Source organism: Pelotomaculum sp. PtaB.Bin117 (assembly GCF_002067195.1).
In the GTDB taxonomy this organism is placed as follows: Bacteria; Bacillota; Desulfotomaculia; order Desulfotomaculales; family Pelotomaculaceae; genus Pelotomaculum_D; species Pelotomaculum_D terephthalicicum.
Window position 1 is genome coordinate 1 of record NZ_MVQM01000072.1, and the last position, 25,686, is coordinate 25,686.

General features: G+C 47.2%; 24 protein-coding genes. 20 read left to right on the plus strand and 4 right to left on the minus strand.

Annotation, left to right across the window (positions count from 1 at the left end; translation table 11 throughout):
- Positions 1-334 precede the first annotated feature (334 nt).
- The 14 genes from dnaA (at position 335) to A4E54_RS04725 (ending at position 16,240) form a co-directional block, all read left to right on the plus strand.
- Entirely contained in the window at positions 335-1,675 is a 1,341-nt protein-coding gene (gene dnaA / locus A4E54_RS04660; protein ID WP_502687923.1) for a chromosomal replication initiator protein DnaA, read from the plus strand.
- Between the two features lie 205 nt (positions 1,676-1,880).
- Entirely contained in the window at positions 1,881-2,990 is a 1,110-nt protein-coding gene (dnaN, locus tag A4E54_RS04665; protein WP_286724693.1) for a DNA polymerase III subunit beta, read from the plus strand.
- Positions 2,991-3,018: 28 nt separating this feature from the next.
- On the plus strand, positions 3,019-4,137 hold the full coding sequence (recF, locus tag A4E54_RS04670) for a DNA replication/repair protein RecF (RefSeq protein WP_286724695.1): 1,119 nt from the start codon (positions 3,019-3,021) through the stop codon (positions 4,135-4,137).
- A 2-nt stretch (positions 4,138-4,139) separates the two neighbouring features.
- Entirely contained in the window at positions 4,140-4,388 is a 249-nt protein-coding gene (gene remB, locus A4E54_RS04675) for an extracellular matrix regulator RemB (protein ID WP_286724698.1), read from the plus strand.
- A gap of 122 nt (positions 4,389-4,510) precedes the next feature.
- Entirely contained in the window at positions 4,511-6,421 is a 1,911-nt protein-coding gene (gene gyrB / locus A4E54_RS04680) for a DNA topoisomerase (ATP-hydrolyzing) subunit B (protein WP_286724701.1), read from the plus strand.
- 282 nt (positions 6,422-6,703) lie between these two features.
- Positions 6,704-6,997 carry a hypothetical protein gene (locus A4E54_RS04685; RefSeq protein WP_240082101.1) on the plus strand — a complete coding sequence of 98 codons (294 nt, stop codon included), beginning with the start codon at positions 6,704-6,706 and terminating at the stop codon, positions 6,995-6,997.
- Positions 6,998-7,026: 29 nt separating this feature from the next.
- On the plus strand, positions 7,027-7,161 hold the full coding sequence (locus A4E54_RS04690) for a hypothetical protein (RefSeq protein WP_286724703.1): 135 nt from the start codon (positions 7,027-7,029) through the stop codon (positions 7,159-7,161).
- 291 nt (positions 7,162-7,452) lie between these two features.
- On the plus strand, positions 7,453-9,879 hold the full coding sequence (gene gyrA, locus A4E54_RS04695) for a DNA gyrase subunit A (RefSeq protein WP_286724705.1): 2,427 nt from the start codon (positions 7,453-7,455) through the stop codon (positions 9,877-9,879).
- 237 nt (positions 9,880-10,116) lie between these two features.
- Positions 10,117-10,578 (plus strand): CtsR family transcriptional regulator, encoded by a 462-nt coding sequence (locus tag A4E54_RS04700; protein ID WP_286724706.1) that lies wholly within the window; start codon positions 10,117-10,119, stop codon positions 10,576-10,578.
- Positions 10,575-11,141, plus strand: coding sequence for a UvrB/UvrC motif-containing protein (locus A4E54_RS04705; RefSeq protein WP_353681811.1), 567 nt, complete (start codon positions 10,575-10,577; stop codon positions 11,139-11,141). Before A4E54_RS04700 ends, A4E54_RS04705 begins: the two co-directional genes overlap by 4 nt.
- A complete protein-coding gene (locus A4E54_RS04710) occupies positions 11,141-12,205 on the plus strand; it encodes a protein arginine kinase (RefSeq protein ID WP_286724708.1) in 1,065 nt (354 codons plus the stop codon). The genes A4E54_RS04705 and A4E54_RS04710 overlap by 1 nt, the downstream gene beginning before the upstream one ends.
- Positions 12,206-12,321: 116 nt before the next feature.
- Positions 12,322-14,757, plus strand: coding sequence for an ATP-dependent Clp protease ATP-binding subunit (locus A4E54_RS04715; RefSeq protein WP_286724710.1), 2,436 nt, complete (start codon positions 12,322-12,324; stop codon positions 14,755-14,757).
- Between the two features lie 177 nt (positions 14,758-14,934).
- On the plus strand, positions 14,935-15,585 hold the full coding sequence (locus A4E54_RS04720) for a hypothetical protein (RefSeq protein ID WP_286724712.1): 651 nt from the start codon (positions 14,935-14,937) through the stop codon (positions 15,583-15,585).
- 238 nt (positions 15,586-15,823) lie between these two features.
- Positions 15,824-16,240, plus strand: coding sequence for a YaaR family protein (locus A4E54_RS04725; protein WP_286724714.1), 417 nt, complete (start codon positions 15,824-15,826; stop codon positions 16,238-16,240).
- A 22-nt stretch (positions 16,241-16,262) separates the two neighbouring features.
- Here A4E54_RS04725 and A4E54_RS04730 read toward each other — a convergent pair whose 3' ends face one another.
- Complete coding sequence (locus A4E54_RS04730; protein ID WP_286724716.1) at positions 16,263-18,191, minus strand: ABC-F family ATP-binding cassette domain-containing protein; 1,929 nt, start codon at positions 18,189-18,191, stop codon at positions 16,263-16,265.
- A gap of 182 nt (positions 18,192-18,373) precedes the next feature.
- Between A4E54_RS04730 and A4E54_RS04735 the strand changes: the two genes are divergently transcribed.
- The 3 genes from A4E54_RS04735 (at position 18,374) to A4E54_RS04745 (ending at position 21,008) form a co-directional block, all read left to right on the plus strand.
- Positions 18,374-18,778 (plus strand): secondary thiamine-phosphate synthase enzyme YjbQ, encoded by a 405-nt coding sequence (locus tag A4E54_RS04735; protein ID WP_286724718.1) that lies wholly within the window; start codon positions 18,374-18,376, stop codon positions 18,776-18,778.
- Positions 18,779-18,871: 93 nt separating this feature from the next.
- Complete coding sequence (locus A4E54_RS04740; RefSeq protein ID WP_286724720.1) at positions 18,872-20,728, plus strand: NADH-dependent [FeFe] hydrogenase, group A6; 1,857 nt, start codon at positions 18,872-18,874, stop codon at positions 20,726-20,728.
- A gap of 22 nt (positions 20,729-20,750) precedes the next feature.
- Complete coding sequence (locus A4E54_RS04745; protein WP_240082091.1) at positions 20,751-21,008, plus strand: TM1266 family iron-only hydrogenase system putative regulator; 258 nt, start codon at positions 20,751-20,753, stop codon at positions 21,006-21,008.
- 209 nt (positions 21,009-21,217) lie between these two features.
- Here A4E54_RS04745 and A4E54_RS04750 read toward each other — a convergent pair whose 3' ends face one another.
- Positions 21,218-21,427: a helix-turn-helix transcriptional regulator gene (locus A4E54_RS04750; protein ID WP_240082090.1), complete on the minus strand. Its 210-nt coding sequence runs from the start codon at positions 21,425-21,427 to the stop codon at positions 21,218-21,220.
- A 233-nt stretch (positions 21,428-21,660) separates the two neighbouring features.
- On the opposite strand from A4E54_RS04750, the gene A4E54_RS04755 reads away from it, so the two are divergent.
- Positions 21,661-21,801: a hypothetical protein gene (locus tag A4E54_RS04755; RefSeq protein ID WP_286724723.1), complete on the plus strand. Its 141-nt coding sequence runs from the start codon at positions 21,661-21,663 to the stop codon at positions 21,799-21,801.
- A gap of 130 nt (positions 21,802-21,931) precedes the next feature.
- On the opposite strand, the gene A4E54_RS04760 is transcribed toward A4E54_RS04755, so the two are convergent.
- On the minus strand, positions 21,932-23,302 hold the full coding sequence (locus A4E54_RS04760) for an S-layer homology domain-containing protein (protein WP_286724725.1): 1,371 nt from the start codon (positions 23,300-23,302) through the stop codon (positions 21,932-21,934).
- Positions 23,303-23,626: 324 nt separating this feature from the next.
- Positions 23,627-24,427 (minus strand): PRC-barrel domain-containing protein, encoded by an 801-nt coding sequence (locus tag A4E54_RS04765; protein WP_286724727.1) that lies wholly within the window; start codon positions 24,425-24,427, stop codon positions 23,627-23,629.
- A gap of 260 nt (positions 24,428-24,687) precedes the next feature.
- On the opposite strand from A4E54_RS04765, the gene pth reads away from it, so the two are divergent.
- Together pth and A4E54_RS04775 are read left to right on the plus strand one after the other, a co-directional pair.
- Positions 24,688-25,254, plus strand: a complete 567-nt coding sequence (gene pth, locus A4E54_RS04770) for an aminoacyl-tRNA hydrolase (protein ID WP_286724729.1) — start codon at positions 24,688-24,690, stop codon at positions 25,252-25,254.
- Entirely contained in the window at positions 25,251-25,679 is a 429-nt protein-coding gene (locus A4E54_RS04775; protein ID WP_286724732.1) for a hypothetical protein, read from the plus strand. The genes pth and A4E54_RS04775 overlap by 4 nt, the downstream gene beginning before the upstream one ends.
- Positions 25,680-25,686 lie beyond the last annotated feature (7 nt).

Sequence of the window (25,686 nt, forward strand, 5' to 3'; positions counted from 1 at the left end):
TTTTGGGGTAAAATCTTTTTTTTTGTTCCTTTCAACCCTTGTACGCTCTGGCTTCTCAAACATCGCAATTAGCTCGAAGAGAGATAAAGCGAGATAAAATAGGCATTGACTTAATAAAGTAAATCTTGGTATGATTAATTAGCCATTTACAAATACAGTAATAAACTTCAAAATATATTCATTAATTAATAGTTTCTTTAGCTAAAATTATCTTAACTTAAACCTTCAAAAGGTCTCTTTTTAAGCAGAGAGAGAATTTTTGGGGTTTAATTTTCTTTCTTTAAAAATTTCAATTTTGACAAAATTCTTTCTCAGGAGGTAACCAGGAGTTTATATGATTAAAAGTGAAGTCCAGGATCTTTGGGATCAATCACTTCAGATTTTACAAAAAAAAATAAACAAATATTCCTTTGAGACTTTGCTTAAATCACTTAAACCCCTTGGGTGCCATGAAAACACAATTATTATCGAAGCCCCCAGCTATTTTACACGTGATTGGCTCAGTGACCGGTACGCTCCTCTAATTAAAGAAGTTTTCCAAAATATCTTGAACAAAGATATCGATGTAAAGTTTCTCATATCCAGCGAAATATCAGATATAGCATCTTCCAATAAAAAACAAAACGATAAAAATACTGATGATTTATCTTCAACGCATTTCAATCCAAAATATAGTTTTAAAAATTTTGTAATCGGCAACAGCAACCGGTTTGCCCATGCCGCTTGCCTTGCAGTGGCTGAATCTCCGTCAAAAACCTATAATCCTTTATTTATATATGGAGGCGCCGGACTGGGTAAAACCCACTTAATGCAGGCTATTGGCTGGTTTATTCTGGAAAACCATAACAGAATGAAAGTTTCCTATGTAACATCCGAAAAATTTACAAACGAGTTAATTAATTCTATAAGAGATTATAACACCAACGATTTTAGAAATAAATACCGTAATATGGATATTCTGCTAGTGGACGACATTCAATTTTTAGCGGGAAAAGAAAGCACGCAGGAAGAATTTTTCCATACCTTCAACTCTCTGTACGAAGACAATAGACAAATAATCATATCCAGTGACCGTCCGCCAAAAGAAATACCGACATTGGAGGATCGTCTCCGTTCCCGCTTTGAATGGGGCCTTATTACTGATATTCAACCGCCAGATCTGGAAACCCGCATAGCTATTTTAAGAAAAAAAGGGCAATTAGAAAACTTGCAGGTGCCTGATGATACTATTTCCTATATTGCAGATAAAATCCAATCAAATATCCGTGTCCTTGAAGGAGCTTTAATCAAAGTGATTGCTTACGCTTCTTTATATAACGAGGAAATAACTCCGGAACTGGCGGCGAAAGTTCTCAAAGACATACTGCCGCCGGAAAAACCGACTGAAATAACAGTAGAACTGATCCAACAGGTTGTTTCCAGCTATTATAATCTCCGTCAGGAGGATTTTAAGGCTAAGAGAAGAACTACCGCCATATCCTTTCCCCGTCAAATAGCCATGTACTTGACGAAGGAACTAACGGATCTTTCCCTGCCCAAAATAGGAGATTTTTTTGGAGGCCGTGATCATACCACCGTGCTGCACGCGTGCAATAAAATAAGCAACAAGCTGCAAGAAGATTATACATTGCAGAACGTTATCGCTGAATTAGTAAAAAAGATAAAAAACAGTTAATAAATAACTCTGTTATTTAACTGCAAACTGTGGATAATTATTTTTAAAAAATACTTTATTAAAATTTATCTTTTTTTTATCAACAGCTTTTTCTTTAAGAAATATCTTAGCGGAACCACCATATCCACATAATAACAGCCACTACTACTATTAATAAAAAATAATAATTTATTTTATAATAATATTATTAACCGGGAGTAAAAAAATGCATTTAATCAGCAGTAAGGACGACCTTTTATTTGCGGTTCAGACCGTTCAGCGCGCCGTATCCTCAAAAAGCCCCTTGCCAATCCTTTCAGGAATAAAATTTGAGACCGCAGACGATCTGCTTATCGTTACAGCCACAGATTTAGAAATAGGGATCAAGTGTTCCGTAAAAGCAAGCATTATTGAAAAAGGCGCGGCGGTTTTACCTGCCAAATATATTTCTGAGTTAATCAGAAAGTTGCCTGACGTTCCGATTTCTTTTCAATCAGATCCCTTGACGGAGAGCGTAATAATTAAATATGGTGAATCGGAGACCAATATTAACGGCTTCCCGGTGGAGGAATTTCCCGAAGTTGCTTTACCTTCGCGTGACACCGGCTTTGATATTCAGGAAAATATCTTCAGAGAAGCTATCAGACAGGTTATTTTTGCCGTCGGCACGGATGAAAACAGGCCGCTGTTTACAGGCGCCATGCTTGAATTAAAAAACGGACAGATGCAGATGGTGGCTACCGACACGCACCGTTTGGCCTGGCGCAAGGTTAACGCGGACAACTGCGGCATTATTGACATATCAGTGCTCATTCCGGGAAAAACTCTAAATGAATTAAGTAAAATTATTGGCAGACCGGAGAAATCGGTGCAGGTTACCATTACAGAAAACCAGGTTCTTTTCGCTACGGAGAACATATCTTTTATTTCTCGTTTAATTAATGGCAAGTTTCCTCCTTTCCATCAGGTAATTCCACAAGAGTTGCTGTCAAAGGTTCGTTTGAAAACAAAAGAACTTTTGGAGGCGACGGAAAGGGCCGCTTTATTAACCACAGAGGGATCATCCGTGATCAAACTTGACTTAAAAGATAAAATTTCTGTTATCTCGGCCAGCACCGTGGCCGGGCGGGTTTATGAGGAAATTTCCGCTTATTATGAAGGTGAACCAATTAAAGTCGCTTTTAACGCGCAATATCTAAGTGAATTGTTAAGAGTAATCGGGAATGAAGAAATTGAAATAGAATTTGCCGGTCCGCTCAGTCCGGGAATATTTAGGCCGGTAGGTGAGGAAGACTATTTTTCTCTACTCCTGCCCGTACGTGTAAAAGAGGAATAAAACATCTGGAACTGGGAGTGTTTAATTATTGCGCCTGCAAAACCTGGAGTTGATGAATTTTCGCAACTACCTCCATGAGCATATCAGACCAGGCTTTTCATTGAATATTTTAAACGGAGAAAACGCCCAGGGAAAAACAAATATTTTGGAATCTGTCTATTTGGCCTGTACGGGCAAGTCATTCCGCACTATCAAAGAAAGTGAAATAATCAACTGGCAGAACGATTTTTCTTTAATAAGCTGTTTATTCGAATCCGCGGGGCGTGAGCTGGAGTTAAAAGTATTGCTGACACCCGGACAGAAGAAAATAAAGGTCAATGGCGCGCCGGTCCGCGGTTATCCTCTGGGGTGGCCGGGAGTAGTGTTGTTTACTCCGGACGACATGGTTATTGTGAAAGGATCGCCACAAGAAAGGCGGCGTTTTTTAGATGCGGAGATCGGCCCGTTTGACAACCGGTATGTGTATTGTCTGGGCCGTTACCAGCGGATTTTGACCCAGCGTAATAATTTATTGCGTGAGATCAGGGACAGGAAGCGTGATAGCGAATTACTGCAAACCTGGAATGAACAACTTTGCCAATACGGAGCGCAAATAATTTTTTTCAGACTGGCATTATTGAAAAAAGCGAATCCTGTAATACGGAGTATTTACCACGAATTGACGGGTGGGTTGGAGGAGCTTAGCATACGCTACCTGTCTTCTTTAAAAATTGACTGCATGACCAGTGAACAGGAGATTATTAATCTTTTTAACGCTGCCTTGTCTGCCGCGAAAAACGAAGAAATCGCGCGCGGGCAGTCATTAATCGGGCCGCACCGCGACGATCTTGTTTTTTTAATTAACAAGAAAGAAGCTAAAGTATATGGTTCTCAAGGACAGCAGCGCACGATCGTGCTGGTTTTAAAATTAGCGCAAATGCAAATGTGGCATAATGAAATTGGCGAGCACCCTATTTTATTGCTTGATGATGTCTTGTTTGAACTGGATAATGCCAGGCAAAAAGCTTTATTTAATAAAATAAAGGAAAATGTGCAGACTTTTATTACATCCAGCACTGTTAGAGATATAGGTGCGGGCGATGGACTGAGCAAGAAGCTCTTTATTGTGCGCGAAGGCAAAATAATAAAGTCAGAAAAGGAGGTCTGATTATGTTTCTACATATTGGGGCTGATGTGGTGGTGCCGAAAAAAGATATTATAGCTATTTTAGAGATAGAGACGAAGTCATCTCCAATCACCAAGGAATTTCTTGAAATCGCCCGGGATGAGGGCTTTATTGAACACGTATCGGGAAATAATAAAGAAAAATCTTACTTGATTACCACTGATAAAATATATTTTTCCCCTATTTCATGTGCGACTTTAAAGAAAAGATCCGATAGTATTATTGACGAGTAAATTATATTATAATAATACCCTAAAATAATCCATAATTTATTAATTTTGGTTATGAGTTGAGGGTGAATTGCCTGCGTGTTATAATAATATATGTTTAGTCCAAAAAAGGAGTTGTTCTGGCATTGAATGGATATGACAATAACAACGGGTATGGCGCTGAAGAAATTCAAGTGCTGGAAGGACTTGAGGCCGTTCGCCGCCGTCCCGGCATGTATATCGGGAGCACCAGTGCCAGAGGTCTTCATCACCTGGTGTACGAAGTTGTGGACAATAGTATTGATGAGGCAATGGCAGGTTATTGCGACCAGATAGAAGTGACAATCAATGATGACAATTCGGTTACAGTTATTGATAACGGACGGGGAATACCGGTCGGTATACAACCGAAGGTTGGCCGCCCTGCGGTTGAGGTGGCCTTGACGATGCTGCATGCCGGCGGCAAGTTCGGCGGGGGAGGCTACAAAGTATCAGGCGGCCTGCACGGCGTGGGGGTTTCTGTGGTTAACGCCCTTTCCGAGTGGCTGGAAGTTGAAGTGAGAAGGGAAGGGAATATTTACCGGCAGAAATATGAACGTGGTGTCCCTGTAACAGATTTAGAAATAATCGGGCCAAGTGAAATTAGCGGAACAAAAGTGACTTTTAAGCCCGATCCCGATATTTTTGAAGAACTTGATTATAGTTATGATACCCTTTGCCAGCGCTTGAGAGAACTGTCTTTCTTGAATATGGGCATCAGGATAGTCCTGAAAGACGAACGGACCGGCCAGGAAGTAGTATTGCAGCATGAGGGCGGCATAATTGATTTTGTCAAGTTTCTTAATAAAAATAAAACCCCTTTGCATAATGCGCCAATTTATTTTCAAATACAAAAGGATGATGTGCTGGTCGAAATATCTTTGCAATATACTGACGTTTATACGGAAAACATACTATCTTACGCCAACAACATCAACACCGTTGACGGTGGAACGCACGAGGCGGGCTTTAAGGCGTCGCTAACCAGGGTAGTCAATGACTACGGCCGCAAATATAATATTTTAAAGAATGGCAACAGCAACCTGTCGGGGGAAGATATCAGGGAAGGTCTCACGGCGGTAATCAGTGTGAAAGTGCCGGAGCCGCAGTTTGAGGGACAAACTAAGGCCAAGCTGGGCAACAGCGAAGTCAGAAGCATTGTAGACGCGGTCGTCGCTGAAGGATTAAGCGCTTTCCTTGAGGAAAATCCCCAGATTAGCAAACGCATTCTGGAAAAAGCGCTAAACTCTTCAAGAGCCAGAGAAGCGGCGCGGAAGGCAAGAGAGTTGACCAGGCGGAAAAGCGCTCTGGAGAGTTCTACCCTGCCGGGTAAGCTGGCTGACTGTTCCGATAAAGACCCGTCTATTTCAGAATTGTATCTTGTTGAGGGAGACTCTGCGGGCGGCTCGGCCAAACAGGGAAGGGACAGGCGCTTTCAAGCGATTCTCCCTTTAAGGGGCAAAATTTTAAATGTGGAAAAAGCGCGTTTAGACAAGATCTTGGCCAACGAAGAAATCAGAGCGATGATTACGGCTCTCGGGACCGGTGTCGGGGAGGATTTTGATATCAGCAAGGCTAGGTATCACAAGTTGATTCTGATGTCCGACGCGGATGTTGACGGCGCGCATATCAGAACGCTTTTGCTCACTTTCTTTTACCGCTACATGAGGCCGTTGATCGAAGCCGGTTATGTTTTTATCGCCCAGCCCCCGCTTTATAGAGTAAAGAAAGGTAAAAAAGACGTTTATGTCTATAATGACGCTGATTTGGATAAATTGTTGGAGCAAATCGGCAGGGACGGAGTGAATATTCAAAGATATAAAGGTCTGGGCGAAATGGATGCCGGACAATTGTGGGACACTACCATGGATCCGGATACGCGAACAGTTTTGCAGGTGGATATGACGGACGCTATAGAAGCGGATGCCGTCTTCTCAATGCTGATGGGCGACCGTGTGGAGCCGCGGCGCGACTTTATCCTGGAAAACGCTCTCGCGGTGAGAAACCTGGACATATAGAGTGTTGTCTTGAATTAAATATCTATAGCGGTGCAGCCCCTGCCAGGAAAGGCAGGGGTTTTAACTTTTTAAAGCCTGATTCAAAGAGCAAGAGTGCTCCCGAAGATAAACGAGGGAACTGTTTAAGGCGATTTTCAGCGCACGTAATCCATACAAAAAAAGAAGCAAGAAGAAGCTATGCTAACATATTGATAATTATTGGCCCAATATAGCTAAATATTGGGTTTGCTAAAATATGGTAGCATATAAATCAAAAAACGAACGGCAAAGGGGGCAAGGATAATGAGAACTGTTTTAAAATACAAGGCGGTGGGATTTAATAAAACCAAAACAATATTTTTAACCGCCTTATTGCTGTTAATATCTTTTATATCCGGCGCGATGCTTGAGAGATCAGACAATTTCCTGCAGGACATATATGCGATTGCGCCGGTAGTGCTCGATGAAGTGAAGACATTTTTCCGTGAACAGGTTTTTATCAAAGTTAACTCAACAGTCGGTTGTCTTAAATGGGGATCGGTAATTACGCTTTCAATTTTCGAACGCAGCTTGGCCGGCTTGATTAGAGGGCCCTAAAAAATATAGGAAACGGGGGGTGTGTTCAATTGAACGAAACTAAAATTATTTTAATCTCAAGAAAATGGCCGCAGGCGATAATGCAAAAGTACCGGCAAAAATTATATCTTTTGTATGTACGGGCCATTGGCAGGCTGCCAATAAAAAACAGCAATAAAAAATGATTTGAGGTGGTGTGTTATGATTGTATGAAATGCTGTCGGGACATTGAATAAAGGAGGCGCTAAACATAAGTTAATTCGTAATCAACGTCCTTAGTATAAATAAAAGTAAATTTTACGGCGAGCGGGTTTATTGAACAGGTGAATAAGAGTTATTAACCTTGGTTTATGAAACCATGAAAGACCCGGCTGTAAAGTTTACAGCACTGTCAGAGCCGTTATTCGGTAAATTGCATTAATTAGTTTATTTTGGTATAATTCCTACGTCGGAGAAAATAGGCAGAGGTGAGCGGTTTGCCGTCATTAACTGGAAAAGTGATCCCGGTGAATATTAACGAAGAGATGAAGCATTCCTACCTGGATTATGCTATGAGCGTTGTCGTGGGAAGAGCGCTTCCTGATGTGCGTGACGGGTTAAAACCGGTGCACCGCCGTATTCTTTACGCAATGCACAATCTTGGTCTCTCGCCTGAAAAGCCGTACCGTAAATCGGCGTTTATTGTCGGCGATGTGCTGGGGAAATATCATCCCCACGGAGATGTGGCGGTATACGACGCTTTGGTGCGTATGGCGCAGGACTTTGCCGCCCGTTATCCGATGATAGACGGGCATGGCAACTTCGGGTCCGTTGACGGGGACTCGGCGGCGGCCATGCGCTATACGGAAGCGCGGCTGTCCAAGATTGCGACGGAAATGCTCTCTGATATTGAAAAAGATACAGTCAGCTTCAGTCCCAACTATGACGAAAAGACTGAGGAACCGACTGTTCTACCCTCCAGAATCCCTAATTTATTGGTCAACGGTTCCGCCGGTATCGCGGTGGGAATGGCGACCAATATTCCGCCCCACAACCTCGGTGAAGTAATCGACGGGGTAGTTATGCTCATTGACAACCCGGATGTCGGCATTAAAGAGCTGACAACCACGGTTAAAGGACCTGATTTTCCCACCGGCGGCAAAATCATGGGTATGGAAGGCATTTGGAACGCTTACCGCACCGGCCGGGGCAGCATTAAAGTCCGCGCGCAGGCGGTAATTGAAAACAACGCGAATGGAAGAAGCAGCATTATCGTTAATGAAATACCATATCAGGTGAATAAAGCGCGCTTGATTGAAAAAATAGCCGAACTGGTAAAAGAAAAGAAACTGGAAGGGATTAGCGACCTGCGGGACGAGTCGGACCGCAAGGGCATGCGTATTGTTATTGAACTAAAAAGAGACGCCAACCCGCAGATAATTCTTAACCAGCTTTATAAACACACCCAAATGCAGGAAAGCTTTGGGGTAATCATGCTGGCGCTGGTGGACGGCAAACCCCGTTATTTAAATCTGAAACAAGCTTTATTTTACTATCTTGAGCACCAGAAAGACGTGATTGTAAGGCGCACCCGCTTTGAGCTGAAAAAGGCGGAGGCGCGGGCGCATATTGTTGAAGGCCTGCGTATCGCCCTGTCCTATCTGGACGAGGTAATCAGAATTATCAGGTCTTCCCGCACAACGGAAATTGCCAAAGCATCTCTGATGGAAAGATTTAGTCTTTCCGAAAAACAAGCCGAGGCTATTGTGGAAATGCGTTTGCGGCAGCTTACCGGCCTGGAGCGGGAGAAGCTGGAGCAGGAATATAAGGAACTTATGGAAAAAATAAACTACCTTCGCTCAGTGCTGGCTGATGAGCGAAAAGTTTTGGACATTATCAAAAGTGAGTTGACCGCTATCAGGAAAAAATACGCCGATCCGCGCCGCACCACCATATCGTATGAAGAAGCGTCTTTTGAAGATGAAGACTTGATCCCGGATGAAGAAGTTGTGCTCACCATCACCAACCAGGGTTATGTGAAAAGAACCCTGCTTGATACATACCGCAGCCAGCGGCGGGGCGGCCGCGGCGTTACCGCCATGGGCACCAAAGAGGAAGATTTTGTCAGACACCTGTTTATCACCACGACGCATCACTTTTTATTGTTCTTTACCAACCGGGGAAAGGTATACCGGCTTAAGGTGCATGAAATACCGGAGGCCGGCCGGCAGGCCAAGGGAACGGCGCTGGTGAACCTGATCTATATCGAAAACAATGAAAAAGTGACGGCGGTTATCCCGGTGCGCGAGTTTAATCCGGATCAATATTTATTTATGGCGACCAAGCAGGGGATTGTGAAAAAAACCCCGCTGAACGAGTATGATACCTCCCGCCGGGATGGAATTATCGCCATCACCTTAGACGAACAAAATGAATTAATTGACGTAAAGCTCACTACCGGCAAAGAAGAAATCTTTTTAGCCACTCTAAAAGGCCTGGCCATTCGCTTTTCAGAACAGGAAGTGCGCTCCACGGGCCGTGTTACCCGTGGCGTAAAAGGAATTTCTTTAAGGAAAAACGACGTGGTGATCGGGATGGAGACCGTTCGTCCGGAATCCTATTTGCTTACCGTGACGGCCAACGGGTTCGGCAAGCGCACTCAGATTACCGAGTATCGCCTGCAGTCCCGCGGCGGCAAGGGGATTATTAATATTAAGACAAGCGATCGGAATGGACCGGTGGTAGCAGTCCAGGCCGTGAAAGATGAAGAAGAAATAATGATGATCAGCGCCGAAGGAATTATTATTCGCTTAAGCGTCGCGGGTATTTCCGCCATAGGCCGCTCAACCCAGGGAGTGACTTTGATGCGCCTTGACCCGGGGGATTCGGTGGTAGCGGTTGCCAAGGTGTATATGGAGGACTAAATTAACCAAAGGAAACCTTTTCATTAAAGGGCTTTATAAGTCAAAACCGGGGATTATATCACCGGTTCTTTTCATATGCGAGTGTGTTTATGTTTTTGCTATTTATGTTTTAGCCCGGCGTTTTAAGGCTAAAATAGTAATAGATAAAAGGTATTGATAATGATATGCAATTAGGCTATAATAATGTCAAGGTCAATCAAAGTCAAACAAGCGGCGGCATATGGGATGGTGACTTGAATGAATAATATATCCGATATCATTGAGCGTTATCTGAAGAAACTGCTGGCGGAAAGCATTCAAGATTTTATTGAGATTCAACGCAGTGAACTGGCGAACCGCTTCAATTGTGTTCCTTCACAGATCAATTATGTGTTGACAACCCGCTTTTCAACGGGCCGGGGCTATATTGTGGAGAGCAGAAGGGGTGGAGGGGGATTTATCAGGATCGTCAAACTGCCCCTGGATCAGCGGGTGGATCTCGTACTTGATATCAGCAATTTAATCGGCGATTCGATATCTCAAAACGACGCCGCAGGTTTAATCCGGAGACTGCTGGAGGAGGGGTTGATTACCCAGAGAGAGGCCCGCTTGATGCGTGCCGCGGTGGACGGCAATATCCTGCGTATAAATTTGCCTGTGCGCGACCGATTGAGGGCCTTGCTCTTAAAAGCGATGGTAACGGCGGTATTGAGAGAGTGAGTCTGATAAACGGCAAGTTGAAGGGGGAAGCTGATATGTTATGCGAGCGCTGCGGACAGCGTCCGGCGACGGTGCATATGACAGAAATAATAAACGGTCATAAAAGTGAAACACATCTTTGTGAGGTGTGTGCCAGGGAAATCCAGCCCCAGGGTTTTGGTTTTGTCCCGCAAATACACCTGCACAATTTCCTTGCCGGTCTTTTAAATCACGAACTGGGCGGGGAGCAGCACAATCAGGCGGAAACAACCGGAAACAGATGTGAAAAGTGCGGGGTGCCTGAAGGACAGATTCTTAAACAGGGACTGCTTGGCTGCGGCGATTGCTATCCTTTCTTTGAAGACAAGGTGCTTCCCCTTTTGCGAAGGATTCACGGTAGCACCAGGCATACCGGTAAAGTGCCTGAGCGCACCGGAGGACGCGCCCGTTTGGCGAAGGAGATCGGTATTTTGAAGAACCATCTTAAAGAAGCGGTTAGCCGCGAGGATTTTGAGCAGGCCGCTCAACTCCGTGATCAAATTCATCAACTGGAAAAGAGTATGAATGAGGGAGGCGAAGTTTGATGCCGCTCAAAAAGACAGTGAATGATTCCCACAGCCGCTGGATGGACGCGGACGGCCCGGAGTCGGGCATAGCGATAAGCAGCCGGGTTAGAGTGGCTAGAAACTTGGCCGGCATACCTTTCCCGCACTTGTTGAATAATGCCAGGGCCGAAGATGTGATCCACGCGGTGAGACTGGCGGTGGAGGACAAGGAACTGGCAAAACAGGCCGGTGTACTGGAGTTGAGCTTGTTAAGCGCATTGTCTCCGGTAGAAAGACAAATACTAGTAGATAAGCATTTGATCAGCCCGGATCTGATAGACAATTTTGAGCGCAAGGCGGTTGTGCTGAGGGATGATGAAGTAATCAGCATTATGGTTAACGAGGAAGATCATCTACGGATCCAATGCCTGCTTTCAGGTTTGCAGCTTAATGAGGCATGGGATTTGATTAATCAAGTCGATGACGGATTGGAAAAGACTATGGATTATGCTTTTTCCGAGCAGCTTGGCTACCTCACGGCATGTCCCACTAACGTGGGAACCGGCATGCGCGCCTCGGTAATGCTGCACTTGCCTGGTTTGGGGTTGGTAAAGCAGCTGCGAGGGGTGCTGAACGCTATCGGTAAAGTCGGCCTTACGGCGCGTGGCCTTTTTGGAGAGGGCACGGAAGCTCTCGGGGATCTGTATCAAATATCCAATCAAATTACTCTTGGACAGACCGAAGAAGAGATAATCAGCAATCTTACCGCCATAGTCCGGCAAATAATCTCCCAGGAAAAAGCCACTCGCGAAGCCCTTTACAAAGACAGGCGGGATTTTGTCGAAGACCGTGTCTACCGTGCTTACGGCATCTTAAAGAACGCGCATATTCTGTCTTCGGAAGAGGCGATGCGCTTATTTTCCGAATTGAGGCTGGGCATTGAAATGAATTTGTTGTCGGGCATACCAGCTAAGTTGTTAAATGAACTAATGGTGAGGATCAGACCGGCTTATTTAATCAAGGTGGCAGGCCGGGAGATGTCCGCTCACCAGAGGGATATTTTCAGGGCGGAATTAATCAGGAATGAATTTAAAGAATTATAGTTCAGGAGTCAGGAGACAGGAGTCAGAATTCAGTAGAGATTTCTTGCATTCCTTTAGAGTTTTTAACTACTGACTACTGGCTCCTGACTACTATGTATTTATTGGAGGTGACTGCCGTGTTCGGAAGATTTACCGAGCGGGCGCAAAAAGCATTGTATCTTGCCCAGGAAGAAGCGAAAAATTCAGGCTACCCGTATGTAGGTACGGAGCACCTGCTGCTTGGCCTGATCCGCGAAGGCGAGGGTGTGGGGGCAAAAGTGCTGGCTGCGGTTGGGCTGGATGCGGATAAAGTGCGGGCGGCGGTGGCGCAAATAGTGGAAGCCACCAAAGGGACGGCGACGGGTGAACCGGCGCTGACTCCACGGACAAAACGGGTGTTGGAACTGTCGGTGGATGAAGCCAGGCGCATGGGACATAATTATATCGGCACCGAGCATATGCTGCTGGGTTTGGTCCGCGAAGGAGAAGGTGTGGCGGCCCATATATTGAATGCTTATGGCGCCGACAGCAATAAGGTCCGCGCCATGGTTGTCAACATGCTGGGCGGGCAGTCAGGCGCCGCCGCCGAAGGGCAGCCGGCCGGCAAGGCGAAGGGCGGCGGAACTAAGACCTTGGAGCAGTTCGGGCGTGACTTGACCGTTTTGGCCAGGGAAGAGAAGCTTGACCCGGTGGTCGGCAGGGAAAAAGAAATTGAAAGAGTTATCCAAATCTTAAGCCGGCGCACGAAAAACAACCCGGTGCTGATTGGTGAGCCGGGTGTGGGTAAAACCGCCGTGGCCGAGGGCTTGGCCCAGCGGATCAACGCCGGAAACATACCGGAAGTATTGGAAAATAAGCGTGTGGTAACCCTGGATATGGGTTCACTGGTGGCGGGGACCAAGTACCGGGGCGAGTTTGAAGAGCGTTTAAAAAAAATAATTGAGGAGATTCGCCAGTCCGGCAATGTCATCCTGTTTATCGATGAACTGCACACCATGGTGGGAGCGGGCGCGGCTGAAGGGGCTATAGACGCGGCCAATATATTAAAGCCCGCGCTGGCCAGGGGTGAGTTGCAGTGCATCGGCGCGACCACGCTGGATGAGTACCGCAAGCATATTGAAAAAGACGCCGCGCTGGAGCGCCGTTTCCAGCCGATTACCGTCGCGGAGCCCACTGTTGAGGAGACCATCCAGATTCTGCGCGGGCTGAGGGATAAATACGAAGCCCACCACCGCGTCAGGATTACTGATGCCGCCCTGGAAGCGGCCGCCAAGATATCGAGCCGTTATATTACCGACCGGTTCCTGCCTGATAAAGCCATAGACCTGGTGGACGAAGCCGGTTCTAAAGTAAGGCTGCAGGCTTTTACCGCGCCGCCGGATTTGAAAGATCTGGAAAAGAAATTAGAAGTACTGCAAAAAGAAAAAGAAGCGGCGGTTAATAGCCAGGAGTTTGAAAAAGCGGCCGAAATAAGGGATCAAGAAAAGAAGATCCGGAATGAACTGGACCAGCTCAGGGAGTCGTGGAAACAGCGCAAAGGCGGGGCGGAACTGGTGGTGGACGAAGATGTCATCGCCCAGATCGCGGCCAGCTGGACCGGTATTCCGGTGAAGAAGCTTGCCGAAGAAGAATCGGAAAGGCTTCTAAAAATGGAAGAAATATTGCACCGGCGGGTAATCGGACAGGATGAGGCTATTTTGGCCGTGTCCCGGGCGGTGCGGCGCGCCCGCGCCGGGCTGAAGGACCCGAAGCGTCCCATCGGCTCGTTTATTTTCCTTGGTCCCACCGGGGTGGGTAAAACCGAGCTGGCCAGGGCGCTGGCGGAGGTTCTATTCGGCGATGAGGATGCCATGGTGCGCATTGACATGTCGGAGTATATGGAAAAATTCGCGGTGTCCCGCCTGGTTGGCGCGCCCCCCGGCTACGTGGGTTACGAAGAAGGCGGCCAGCTTACCGAAGCGGTGCGGCGGCGGCCATATTCGGTAGTCCTGCTGGACGAGATTGAAAAAGCCCACCCGGATGTTTTCAATATTTTGCTGCAGGTGCTGGAAGACGGCCGGCTGACCGACTCCAAAGGGCGCAAGGTGGATTTTCGCAACACGGTAATTATCATGACATCCAACGTCGGCATGCAGATGATTAAGCGCGAGACGGTCCTCGGTTTCCGCGCCGGTGACCGGAGCGAGGCAAATTACGAGAATATGAAGAGCAAGGTCACAGAGGAACTGAGACGCACTTTCCGCCCCGAATTCCTTAACCGGATTGATGAAATTATCGTTTTCCACGCTTTAAGCGCTGAACACATCAGGGAAATTGTCAATCTGATGCTGAAAGAAGTTGCCGAAAGAATGAAGGAAAACGAGGTTGAGCTCAACGTTACCGAGACTGTCAAAGACTTGCTGGCCAAGGAAGGCTTTGATGAAGAGTACGGTGCCAGGCCGCTGCGCCGGGCGATCCTCCGCCTGGTGGAAGACCGGCTTTCCGAGGAAATCCTCAGAGGGACCTTCCAGCGGGGCAACAAGGTGTTGCTTGATACGGGCGCCGATAATGAAATCACCGTTAAAATCGCCTGAATATGATGGAGCTACGTTACAAACCTGCCGTTACTGCAAAGTATGGCAGGTTTTGTTTTTTAAAAAATAATTATATTGACAAAATGCAGTATGCGAGTCTAAAATAACTTACATAGTGCAATATTTCTTGAACAGTATAAATATTCCAATAGCAATGATATAGAGAGGTGAAATACCGTGGAACACATGGGTGAAAAGAGCACAGAAATGATGAAAGAAACGCGGCGCCAAACAGCGCAAACCCCGGAAGGAGGAAATCCACCCAAAAACAACTTGCGGCAAAGCGCCAAAAAAGGTGTCGCTGTAATAGATGGTAAAACCATTGAATTCGTAGAAAAAAGCCTGCTGGGAAATAAAATAAAAATACGCCTGCCTCAGAATTTTAAAAAAATGTCACCCGAAACCGCCGCTTTAAAGTATCCTTTCCAGAGAAGGCCGGATCTAATTTACTCAAATGAAAGCTTTTCAGTAAATATTACCTTCAAACATAGCCAAAACCCCCTTAAAGAAACAGATATAGACATATTTAAAGACGCCATGATCCAAATCCTTAAAAAGACGCATCCTACCGCCCCGTGGCTCGAAGACGGCGTAAAAGAAATAAACGGGAAAAAAATAGGTTGCGTTGATTCATTATACCCCTTCTGGGATATAAAAATATACAGCCTGATGTTCTTCACAGAACTGGAAAACAAAGCCCTGCTATGCAGCTTTAACTGCACCGAAGAAGAAATGGCAGACTGGAGGCCGGTAGCCGTCAGAGAAATAATGGAATCGCTTATAATCGGTCCCGAGAATTTAGAAGATTTAGAAGGGGTCAGCCCTTGACATTGGACAAGCGCATAGCAAATAATGGGGTGATAAGACAACGAAAGCCCTAATGATTAAAGTATATGACCGTTAACCGATAAAGCTGTCAAATGTCAAGGGCTGACCCCGCCTATATGGTTCTATGAAAATATTTTCTCTAACATAGAAGGATATAGAAGGGAATAGGCACCGAGGCAAAGAAAGTACTAACTTGGCAGCAACGGTTATAATTGAAGGCCGAAATGGGGATATCTTGGTGAAAATATCTTCGGTTGATCGGAGTCCGGGTAGAAAATACAAACCAACCGTGCTAAAGGCGGGAGACGGCAAAGACTTTTCCAGCACCCTGGATATGGCTAAAAGAGAACAGCGGAAGCTTGAAGAGATGCTGGATAAAATAAAAGCCGCGGGAGAAAAGTTAAAGAGGACAAAAAGCAAAGCAGATGTGATCGAATATAAAAATCAAATACAAGAATACCTGTCTTTCGTCTTGGAGAAGTATTACAGGGTGAAACAAGATTACGGATTGGGCCGGCTGCTGATTAGAATTGAGATAATAAATGAAAAGATCGATGAGCTGACTGCCTCCCTGCTGAAGCAGCAGAAAGCAAATCTTGAAATTGCCGGTAAAATTGATGAAATAGCTGGGCTCTTGCTCGACCTGTATAATTAGCCAAGCCGAGTTTTGTCCGGCTTTATGTCCTAATTTGTTCAGCTTCCACCAGGGCAAGCCATTTTTCCATGTTATCCTGCAGGACCGCCCGGACTTTTTCCAGTTCGTTCTGCCGTTGCTGGCAGGCCTGGTAATCCAGATAGACTTCAGGCTGCTCCAGTTCTTTTTCCAGGCGGACGATTAAAGATTCCTGGTCGGCAATGGATTGTTCCAGGCTGGCGATCTCGCGCCGGTGCTTGCGTTTTTGCCGATCCTCCTCTTTCTTTTGCAGGTACTGTTTCTGTTTCTTTTCCTCACTGTCCGCCGGGCGGTCCGGCCCGGATTTTGCCGCTCCTGGCAGGCGGGGTTTTTTATTCTGGTAGTAGTCATAATTTCCTTGATAACTGTTTACGCTGCCATGGGATAATTCCAGTACCCGGGAGGCTACTTTGTTGATAAAGTACCGGTCGTGGGAAACAAAAAGAATGGTGCCGGGGTAGCCGGCCAGAGCGTCTTCCAGCGCTTCTTTCCCGGGCAGGTCCAGGTGGTTTGTCGGTTCGTCCAGCAGAAGGAAGTTTGCCTTGCGCAGCATTAAGGCGGCCAGGGCCAGGCGGGATTTCTCCCCGCCGCTTAAGTCTGCCACACTTTTGTGCACATCGTCGCCGCTGAACAAAAAACCGCCCAGCGCCTTGCGAATATCCAGTTCGTTCATATGCGGGTACCGGTCCCACAGTTCTTGCAGCACATCTTTATCCCGGTGCAGCCCCTGATGTTCCTGCTCGTAGTAGCCGATTTGCACCAGACTGCCCTGCCTGATATGTCCTGCCAGGGGCGGGAGCAAGCCGGCGATGGTTTTTAACAGGGTGGATTTGCCGGTGCCGTTGGGTCCGATCAGGACAACCCGCTCCCCCTTTTCTATATCGAAGTTTAACCCCGTAGCCAGCGCCGTGCCGGGATAGCCAATGCTCAGTTCGCGCGCCTTGAGCACTTCCCGCCCGCTTGGCCGGTCAACGTTAAAAGATACTTTTACCCTGTGTTCTTTCTCCGGCCGGGTCACCCGCTCCATCTTTTCAAGTGTTTTCAAACGGCTTTGGGCGCGCCCGGTGGTGTCCTTGGCGGCCATGTTGCGCCTCACGAATTCCTCCATGCGGCCTATTTCCTCTTGCTGCTTTTTGTACGCCTTCAGCTGTTGCTCCTGCAGCTCGGCTTTTTGCCGGACAAAACTGGTGTAATTCCCGGTGTACCGGGTAATCCCGTTTTTGTCCAGGTCGTAAATCACCTTCGCCAGAGTGTCCAGGAAGTAGCGGTCATGGGAAACGGCAAGTACAGCCCCGCGGTATGATTGAAGATATTGCTCCAGCCAGGTCAGATTGTCCATGTCCAGGTAATTGGTCGGTTCGTCCAGGATTAACAAATCCGGCGCGCCGAGCAGGCAGCGGGCCAGGGCCAGGCGGGTCTTCTGACCGCCGCTCAGTATGTGCACCGGGGTGTTGTAGTCCATGTCCCGGAAATTTAGCCCGTGCAGTACACCGCGTATGTTGGCTTCGTACTCAAATCCGCCTTTATTTTTGAATTCTGAGGAAAGATTGTCATAGTCCCGGAGCAGTTGCCGGTATTCTTTGCCGTCCGCTACGACGGCCGGGTCACCCATGCGTTTTTCCATATTTCTAAGTTGCTTCTCTATACAAATTAGGTGAGTGAACGCTGAGAGCATTTCGTTCCAGATACTTTGCCCGGATTCCAGCCCGCCGTCTTGCGCCATATAAGAAACCGACAGGTCTTTCGCCTTGATTACTTCGCCCGCGTCCGGTGACAGCGCGCCGGTGATTATTTTCAACAGGGTGGATTTGCCCGCTCCGTTGACACCCACAATACCTGCGCGCTCTCCTTCCTGAATGATTAAGTTCACGTTATTCAGCACCTGGTGGGCGCCAAAAGATTTGTCAATGCGGACCGCCTGCAACAAGATCAAGCTTTAATCACCTCTTTTACCTTCCCAGTTTACAATAGCGGGCGGTGAGATTACAAGCATGCGGCACAGGTTCATATATTTAAGTTGCCTGAAAATCTGTTAAACTAAGGTGGCGGCAATAAATTATAAATTTAAAAAACGAAGTATAGGCAATATGCCAAGCAAAAAGGTGGGGAAATGAAATGCAAAAGAGATTTACCGTTAAAACCCGTAATCGTGAAGAGCTTATTGACATCACCGATGAGGTTAGGAAAATCGTCATTGATGCAAAAATGAAAAGCGGGATCGTAAATGTATATGCGCGTGGCGCGACGGCGGCAATAATGATTCAGGAAAATTGGGATGAAAGCGTCCAAAACGATGTGGTCAGTTTTTTGCAAAATTTAATTCCAAGAGGCGTTTGGAAGCATGATCAGCAAGACGGCAACGGGGACGCGCATTTGAAGTCAGGCTTGATTAGTCCAAGTGAAACTGTCCCCATTATTGACGGCGAAATTGGGCTATCCACCTGGCAGAATATTTTTCTTTGTGAATTCGACGGGCCGCGGCCGGGCAGAGAGATCGTTGTCACCATTATCGGCGCTTAAACACCCCGGCCAGGTTGCCGAACATGCGGGCGGTTTTATAAAGATCATTATTTGAGTATTAAAAAAGGCAATCGGTAAAAGAATAAATATACAATGGAAAAGATAAAAATTTGGATCAACAACCGCCTTGCCGAGGTGAAAAAGGGGACCAATATCCTGGAGGCGGCAAGAAGCGCCGGTATCGAAATCCCCTCTCTTTGCTATTTAAAAGATATTAGCGCCCCGGGCGTCTGCCGGGTATGTCTGGTGGAAGTGGAAAAGAATCAAAAAAAGACCCTGCAGGCTTCCTGTGTCAGCCTTGTTGAGGAAGGGATGAAGGTTTTTACCGACACGCCCCGGGTGCATCACGCCCGCAGACGTATGGTCGAATTGCTTTTGTCCGAACACAAGCGTGAGTGCACCAGTTGTGTGAGGAACTTGAATTGTGAACTGCAAAGGCTGGCGGACCGGATGCGCGTGCGGAAAATCCGTTTACAGGGGGAACGGCTTGAGCATTTGGTTCATGACAAAAATCCTTTCATAGTCAGGGACTATAACAAATGTGTCAAGTGCCGGCGGTGCGAGGCCGTCTGTAAGAACGTGCAGGGGGTAGGCGCACTGGCGGCGCAGCACCGCGGTTTTCGGACCGTGATCGGCCCGGCCTTTATGAAGGACCTTTCCGAGGCCGCCTGCATAGCCTGCGGGCAGTGTGTGATGGCCTGCCCCACCGGGGCGCTGACAGAAAAAGAAAGTATCGACGAGGTGTTCTTGGCGCTGGCCGATCCGGAAAAGTTTGTCGTGGTGCAAACCGCTCCCAGCATCAGAGTCACCCTTGGCGAGGCCTTCGGCATGCCGGTGGGTACGGTGGTTACCGGAAAGCTGGCGGCGGCGTTAAGGCGGTTGGGCTTCGACCGCGTCTTTTCAACTGACTTCGGGGCGGATATAACTATCATGGAAGAATCGCACGAACTTCTGGAGCGGCTGAAAAAGAGAGAGCGGCTGCCGCTGATATCCTCGTGCAGCCCGGGCTGGGTCAGATTTTGCGAACACTTTTACCCCGAGTTTTTGAATAATCTGTCTTCCTGCAAGTCGCCTCAGGAGATGATGGGGGCTTTGATTAAAACTTATTTTGCCCAGAGAGAGGGAATCGATCCCGGGAAAATAGTCGTGGTCGCCGTTATGCCGTGCACCGCCAAAAAATTCGAGGCTGCCCGGAAAGAAATGGTCACCAGGGGCCTGCGGGATGTTGACTACGTTGTCACTACCCGGGAACTGGCCAGGATGATCCGTCAGGCCGGTTTGAACTTTTCAGAATTGCCGGATGAAAATTATGACCAGCCGCTCGGTATTTCTTCAGGGGCGGGAAATATTTTCGGCGGAACAGGCGGCTTGACCGAGGCTGCCGTCCGGACGGCTTTCGCCGTGGCCAATCCCGGTGCCAGGGAGCCTATTATTGAACTTAAGGAGTTGCGGGGCGTCCGCGGCATCAAAGAGGCGTCCATTGACCTGAAAAAAGGCGGAAAAATCAAGGTAGCCGTTGTGCACGGCACCCGCAATGCCAGGCGCGTGCTGGAAAGAATGAAGAGGGGCGAACATTTTGATTTCCTTGAAATCATGGCCTGTCCCGGCGGCTGCGTCGGCGGAGGCGGCCAGCCAATTTTCGGAACCCCCGAACACAGGGAACTGTCCGCGGAGTACCGGCGTAAACGCGCCGAAGCGTTATATAAAATTGATCTTGCTGAAAAACTGAGAAAATCCCACGAAAATCCCGCTGTAAAAGTTATTTATGAAGATTTTCTCGGACACCCGCTAAGCAAGAAAGCAAAAGAATTATTGCACACCAGCCATGCTGCCGAAGGCAGGATGCCGGATCTCAAGGCGCCTGCGTCAAGGCTGGTTGGCGATAAAAGACAACCGGCCCGCCTGATATATAATGTTCCTTTTAGCAGCAAAAGAAGAAAAAGCGTTTAAATATTGGGGAAGGGGTGTGAACATGAAGCGCAACGTTTGTATTGTCGGCATTCTGGTGGATGAAAGGGCGAACCGGGCGCCGGAAGTGCAGCAGGTGCTGACGAGGCACGGCTCACAAATTTTAAGCCGCAACGGTATTCCCGATCCCGGGCGCCAAAGAGGCATTATCACCCTGACCATGCAGGCCGATGATAATGAGAGGCAAGCATTGGAGAATGACTTAAAGAGAATTGATGGGATATCTGTTAAGTCATTTTGCCTGGCTGACGCTGTGGAGTAATGTATTTTAGCACAACACCCGCAAAGCCAGTAAAACACGGCTTTTGAAAATCCAAATACCATTAAACACATCTGTAATCACACAGGAACGCCAGCACGGGAAGGTACAAGCCGACCGAAGCGGCGTTTTCTGTTGTCCGGAAACATACAGAAAGGAGCAGCCGACATGAAAGAAAGCAACTAAATTCAGCAGCAAATCCCCCGCCGGCTTTAGTCGGTAGTGGTTGGGTTGTCAAGAAAAAATAATTCTTCGACAGTGGTATTTAACAGTCTTGCCAGTTTCATCGCTAATTCCAGGGAGGGGTTGTACTTATCATTTTCAATGGCTATAATGGTTTGTCTTGTCACATCAAGCTGATTTGCAATGTCTTCTTGACGCAATTTTAATTCCTTGCGCAGAGTTTTTATTTTATTCTTCATTGTTATTTCCGACCATTTTATGAGTCATATAAAGTTTGCTGCCAAAGAAAATGATATTTTGAGACGATAGCCTCATAGACTTAAAGTTTATTGTCATTTCCATTTCGTCCGCTTTTTTCATAGCAATCACTCCTCATAATAAATGTAAAACATTTTTTACATTTTTAAAATAGCACAACAAAAAGATAATGTCAAGAACTTTTTGCATTTATTTTTTAAAGAGTGGATTCCATTTGTATGTGGATTGGAAGAATGACGGCATTACAAGAGAAGAATACCACCGCATGAAGCAGGGTTTTGAGCAAAAGGAACAGGAACTATTACGGAGCGTTGACAATTTGCATGAAGAACAGGAAAATATGACAAAGGCGTAACTTCCAGTAGTGGAGCAGAGCGAAACGACCCGGCTGAGCCGGGTCGTTTTAGGTCATCGCGGAGCTGTTTCCTGCCGCTGTTGTCTACCTTTTAGACCGGAGAACCGTCCCCTGTCTTAACCACTTCTCTTTATTCCTCAACGGTAAATTCCCAATCAGCGCCGTCAATACCCTTGAAATTTACACCCGTGTCTTTTTCTTCAATATAATCCGCCTTTATGGTTACCTCAAAGGTGTCTCCGTTCTCCAGGGGATCCTCCAGAGTGATTATGAGGGTATCTCCGTCAATTTCAACATCTTCGATATCCACATATTCGTCGTCGCTCTGATTATAAACCTCTACGGCATTCAGCAGTTTCTTTCCGGAGATTGCCCGGATATCGCCGCTGAATTCCGCTTCGAGGACGTAAGTGTCTTCGTTAACAGTCTCGCCGTCCTCAGGGGTCAACCCGGCAATGCCAAAGGTTTCATCCGTGCTGAATTCCCACTCGCCGCCGCTGATTCCGTCGAAGTTTTCACCGGAGTCCTCTGCTTCGATAATATCGTCTTCAATGGTAACCCGGTATGTTTTGCCGCTTTCGAGGGACTCGTAAAGTTTTACGGTAAGGATTTTGCCCTCTATGGACACCTCGTCAATATCCACATTCGTATCGTCAGTCACGTTCTCGACAATGATTCCGTCCAGGACACTCTCCGTGTTATCTATGGCCTTTATGTCCATATTGAACTTGACCACTAGTTCAGCGGTATCTTCGTCCACGTCGTAGCTGCCGTCAGCGGGCTCCAGGCGCGCAATTTCCAGTTCTTCACCGTCGTTGTCGTCAGCCTCGCCGTTATCGGTATTGTCCAATAGAATCCTGTAAAGCACGGTTGCCATTTCCGCTCTGGTCACCGGTTTGTTGGGCTGGAAGAAGTTGCCCGGATAACCGACCATGTAGCCGCATTTATACATTTCCCCGACATAAGGCCTGGCGAAGTAGGGGATTTCGTCCATGTCCTGGAACGAGAACTCGCTATTCTCCTCCAAACCGGTTGCTCTGATGGCCCATATGGCCACCTCGTACCTTTTGGCAGGCGCCCAGCCATTTAAGTCTTCCGCCTCTTCTTCCGTCAATATTCCCTCGTTTACGGCAAAGTCAAGGCAGTCGGCCATCCAGGAGGGAACATCGCTGTCCCAGTCCCTGCCCGAGTCAAAAGTGCCGGTAAAACCGCACGCTCTCGAAATCATCATGATGGCCTCATATTTGGTTACATTGGCGTTTGGCCTAAAAGTAAAGTCGGCATATCCATTAATAATCCCGTACGAAGACATTACCTGAATCGGATTTGCCGCCCAGTGCGAATTAATATCAACCAGTTGAACAGCTTGCCGTTTGCCATAGTTAGTAAATTTCCAGTGTCCTTTCCCTTTCCCCTTTCCGGGATCGGCATAGGATGTTGCCGCTATCCCCAGGACTAAAAGCATTGTTAATAGCAAAGTAAACAAATTCTTTTTAAACAATCAGCACACCTCCGGATTAAGTATTCAAAAAGTAAAGAAAACAACGCAGTTTAATTTGCATCCCTCCTCTTCGGGACAGTCTAATCCTGGAACTTATCTCTTAAATTGTTATACGTTTTAAATAAATTTTTTGCAGGGTAATCGGCAAATTTTAAAGAGGGCTACAAACAAATAACCCTGGCTGGGCCGGGTTATTTGTTAAAGGAAAGGGGACACACCCTAACTTTTGGGTCAGAGGAATGTCCCCAATAATGTGACTTTGGGGTCGAGGAATGTCCCCCGCGAATGTGGTTACCGATTCAGGCGGAAGCTGAACGAGTTCACTTATGCGGGCGGTGAGGCATCTTTACCGCTGTTATTGTCCCCGGAGGCGGGAACAGCGATTTCAACGGGATTTTCTTCTTGGACAACTTCTTTATGATCAGGTTGTTCAGCCTCGTTGTTGCCGGTGGCGTCTTCATGGATATCATTCGTTTGAGCAGCGGGTCCGGGATCGGTTTTTTTCTCTTTCTTTACTTTTTTGTTGATGCTGGTACTCAGTTCCTTGGTTTTCTGGACTGTGGTGTCCCAGAACTGGCCGGTGGATTCCCGGATATTTTTAACGGTTTCCTGCAGACCGCCTTCGAGCTTGAAGATATTATCGACACCTTCATCTGTTATAATCGTTACTTCTTTGCCAAGTGTGCGCACATGGGAAATATCGAGGAAGGCATGCCCTTTGAGCACACTGTTGAACAGGTTTCCTGAAAACTCCAGGCCGGTGATGGCGCCTGTTTCCAAGTCTACATAAAATTCGTCCACGTATCCCAGCACAGTTCCGTTTTCTGCCACGATCTTCGAACCGATGACGCCTATTTTATCCTTTAACAGCTTAACTATTTCCGACAGGTTGCCCGCCTTTTCCACGCAGGTGTTTTTTTCTATGGTGATGGCGTCGTTGCCGACACTGTGCACTTTATGATAAGGAATAAAACGCTGCTCTTTGAACCAGCCTTTTTGTTCAATGATCAACGCCGCTACTTTTTTACTGGCAGGATCAACTATTAATCCTTTCACGGTGCCGATCTGCTGGCCCTCTTCCAGGCTTATCACTGACAGGGAGGTAAAACGTTTACTCTTTTTCATTTTCTAGCACCTCAATTCCCCGAAAAATTTCTTGTCTAATCCATATTCATGGATCAGAATGATTATGACAAAAACAGGGAAAAATAATAACAAAGCAAGTATTCAGGAGTCAGAATATCAGGACGATAGATAAATCATGCTTTCATGCTGACTCCTGAACAGTGGGAAATTATATGTATGTATATTGATGTTAAATGCTCTTTCCTCCGTAGTCACACCGGGTTACAATAGGGTGGAGATTTGGATGCGGGGGATTGGTTATGAAATTGATTGTCGGCCTGGGTAACCCGGGAAGAGAATACGCTGAAACAAGACATAATGTTGGATTCATGGTTGTTGACCGCCTGGCTTCGGTACTGGGCATGACTGTCGGGAAGAAATTGTTTAAGGCGCTGGTTGGCCAGGGGCAAATAAACGAGGAAAAGGTTGTTTTGGCCAAACCCCAAACCTATATGAATTTAAGCGGTGACGCGGTAGGAGCGTTGCTGAACTGGTTTAAGCTGACAGCTGCAGACCTGCTGGTCATCTATGATGATCTGGACCTGGCGTGCGGAAAACTGCGCTTGCGGGCAGGTGGCGGTTCCGGGGGGCATAAGGGCATGCAATCGATTATCGCGGCGATTGGTACTGATAGTTTCCCCAGAGTGAGAGTCGGTATCGGCAGGCCGGCGGAGCCGGGGTATGAAACAGTGGATTATGTTTTGGGGCGTTTCAGCGGTGAAGAGGCAGAGGTATTGGAAGAAACGCTCGGTTTGGCGTCGGATGCCGCCATCTGCGCGGTACGCGAGGGTATGGAGCGGGCAATGAATCTTTTCAACAGAAGGTGAGTGTATCGCTGAATTCTATTGAAGGCTCTGGTCCTGTCCTGTTGTCTTTAGCCGGCGCGTTATTCGCGGCCGGGCTGGCTTGGCAGTTGAACCGCTGCAGGGCGTATTTGCCCGGCTTGAATATGGTTTATTATACGCCTTTGGTGGAGGAATTTGCCAAAACGGTCCCGGCCGTGTTAATTGGCGCCTCTTTGTTTTTTACCCATGTGTTTTTCGGGGTGGTTGAAACGGTCTGGGAGTTGTTTTCCCGGCGGCGCAACGGTCTTTACGCCGGGTTGGCGGCGCTGGCCGGCCACTCGATTTACGGGTTTATCACTGCCATGGCGTATGAGCGTTATGGCGCGGTGGCCCCCGCGCTTTTCGCCGGGTATCTGGCGCACGCGGCCTGGAATTTCACCGTTGCAAGCTTGGTCAACTATCATTGATGTCATT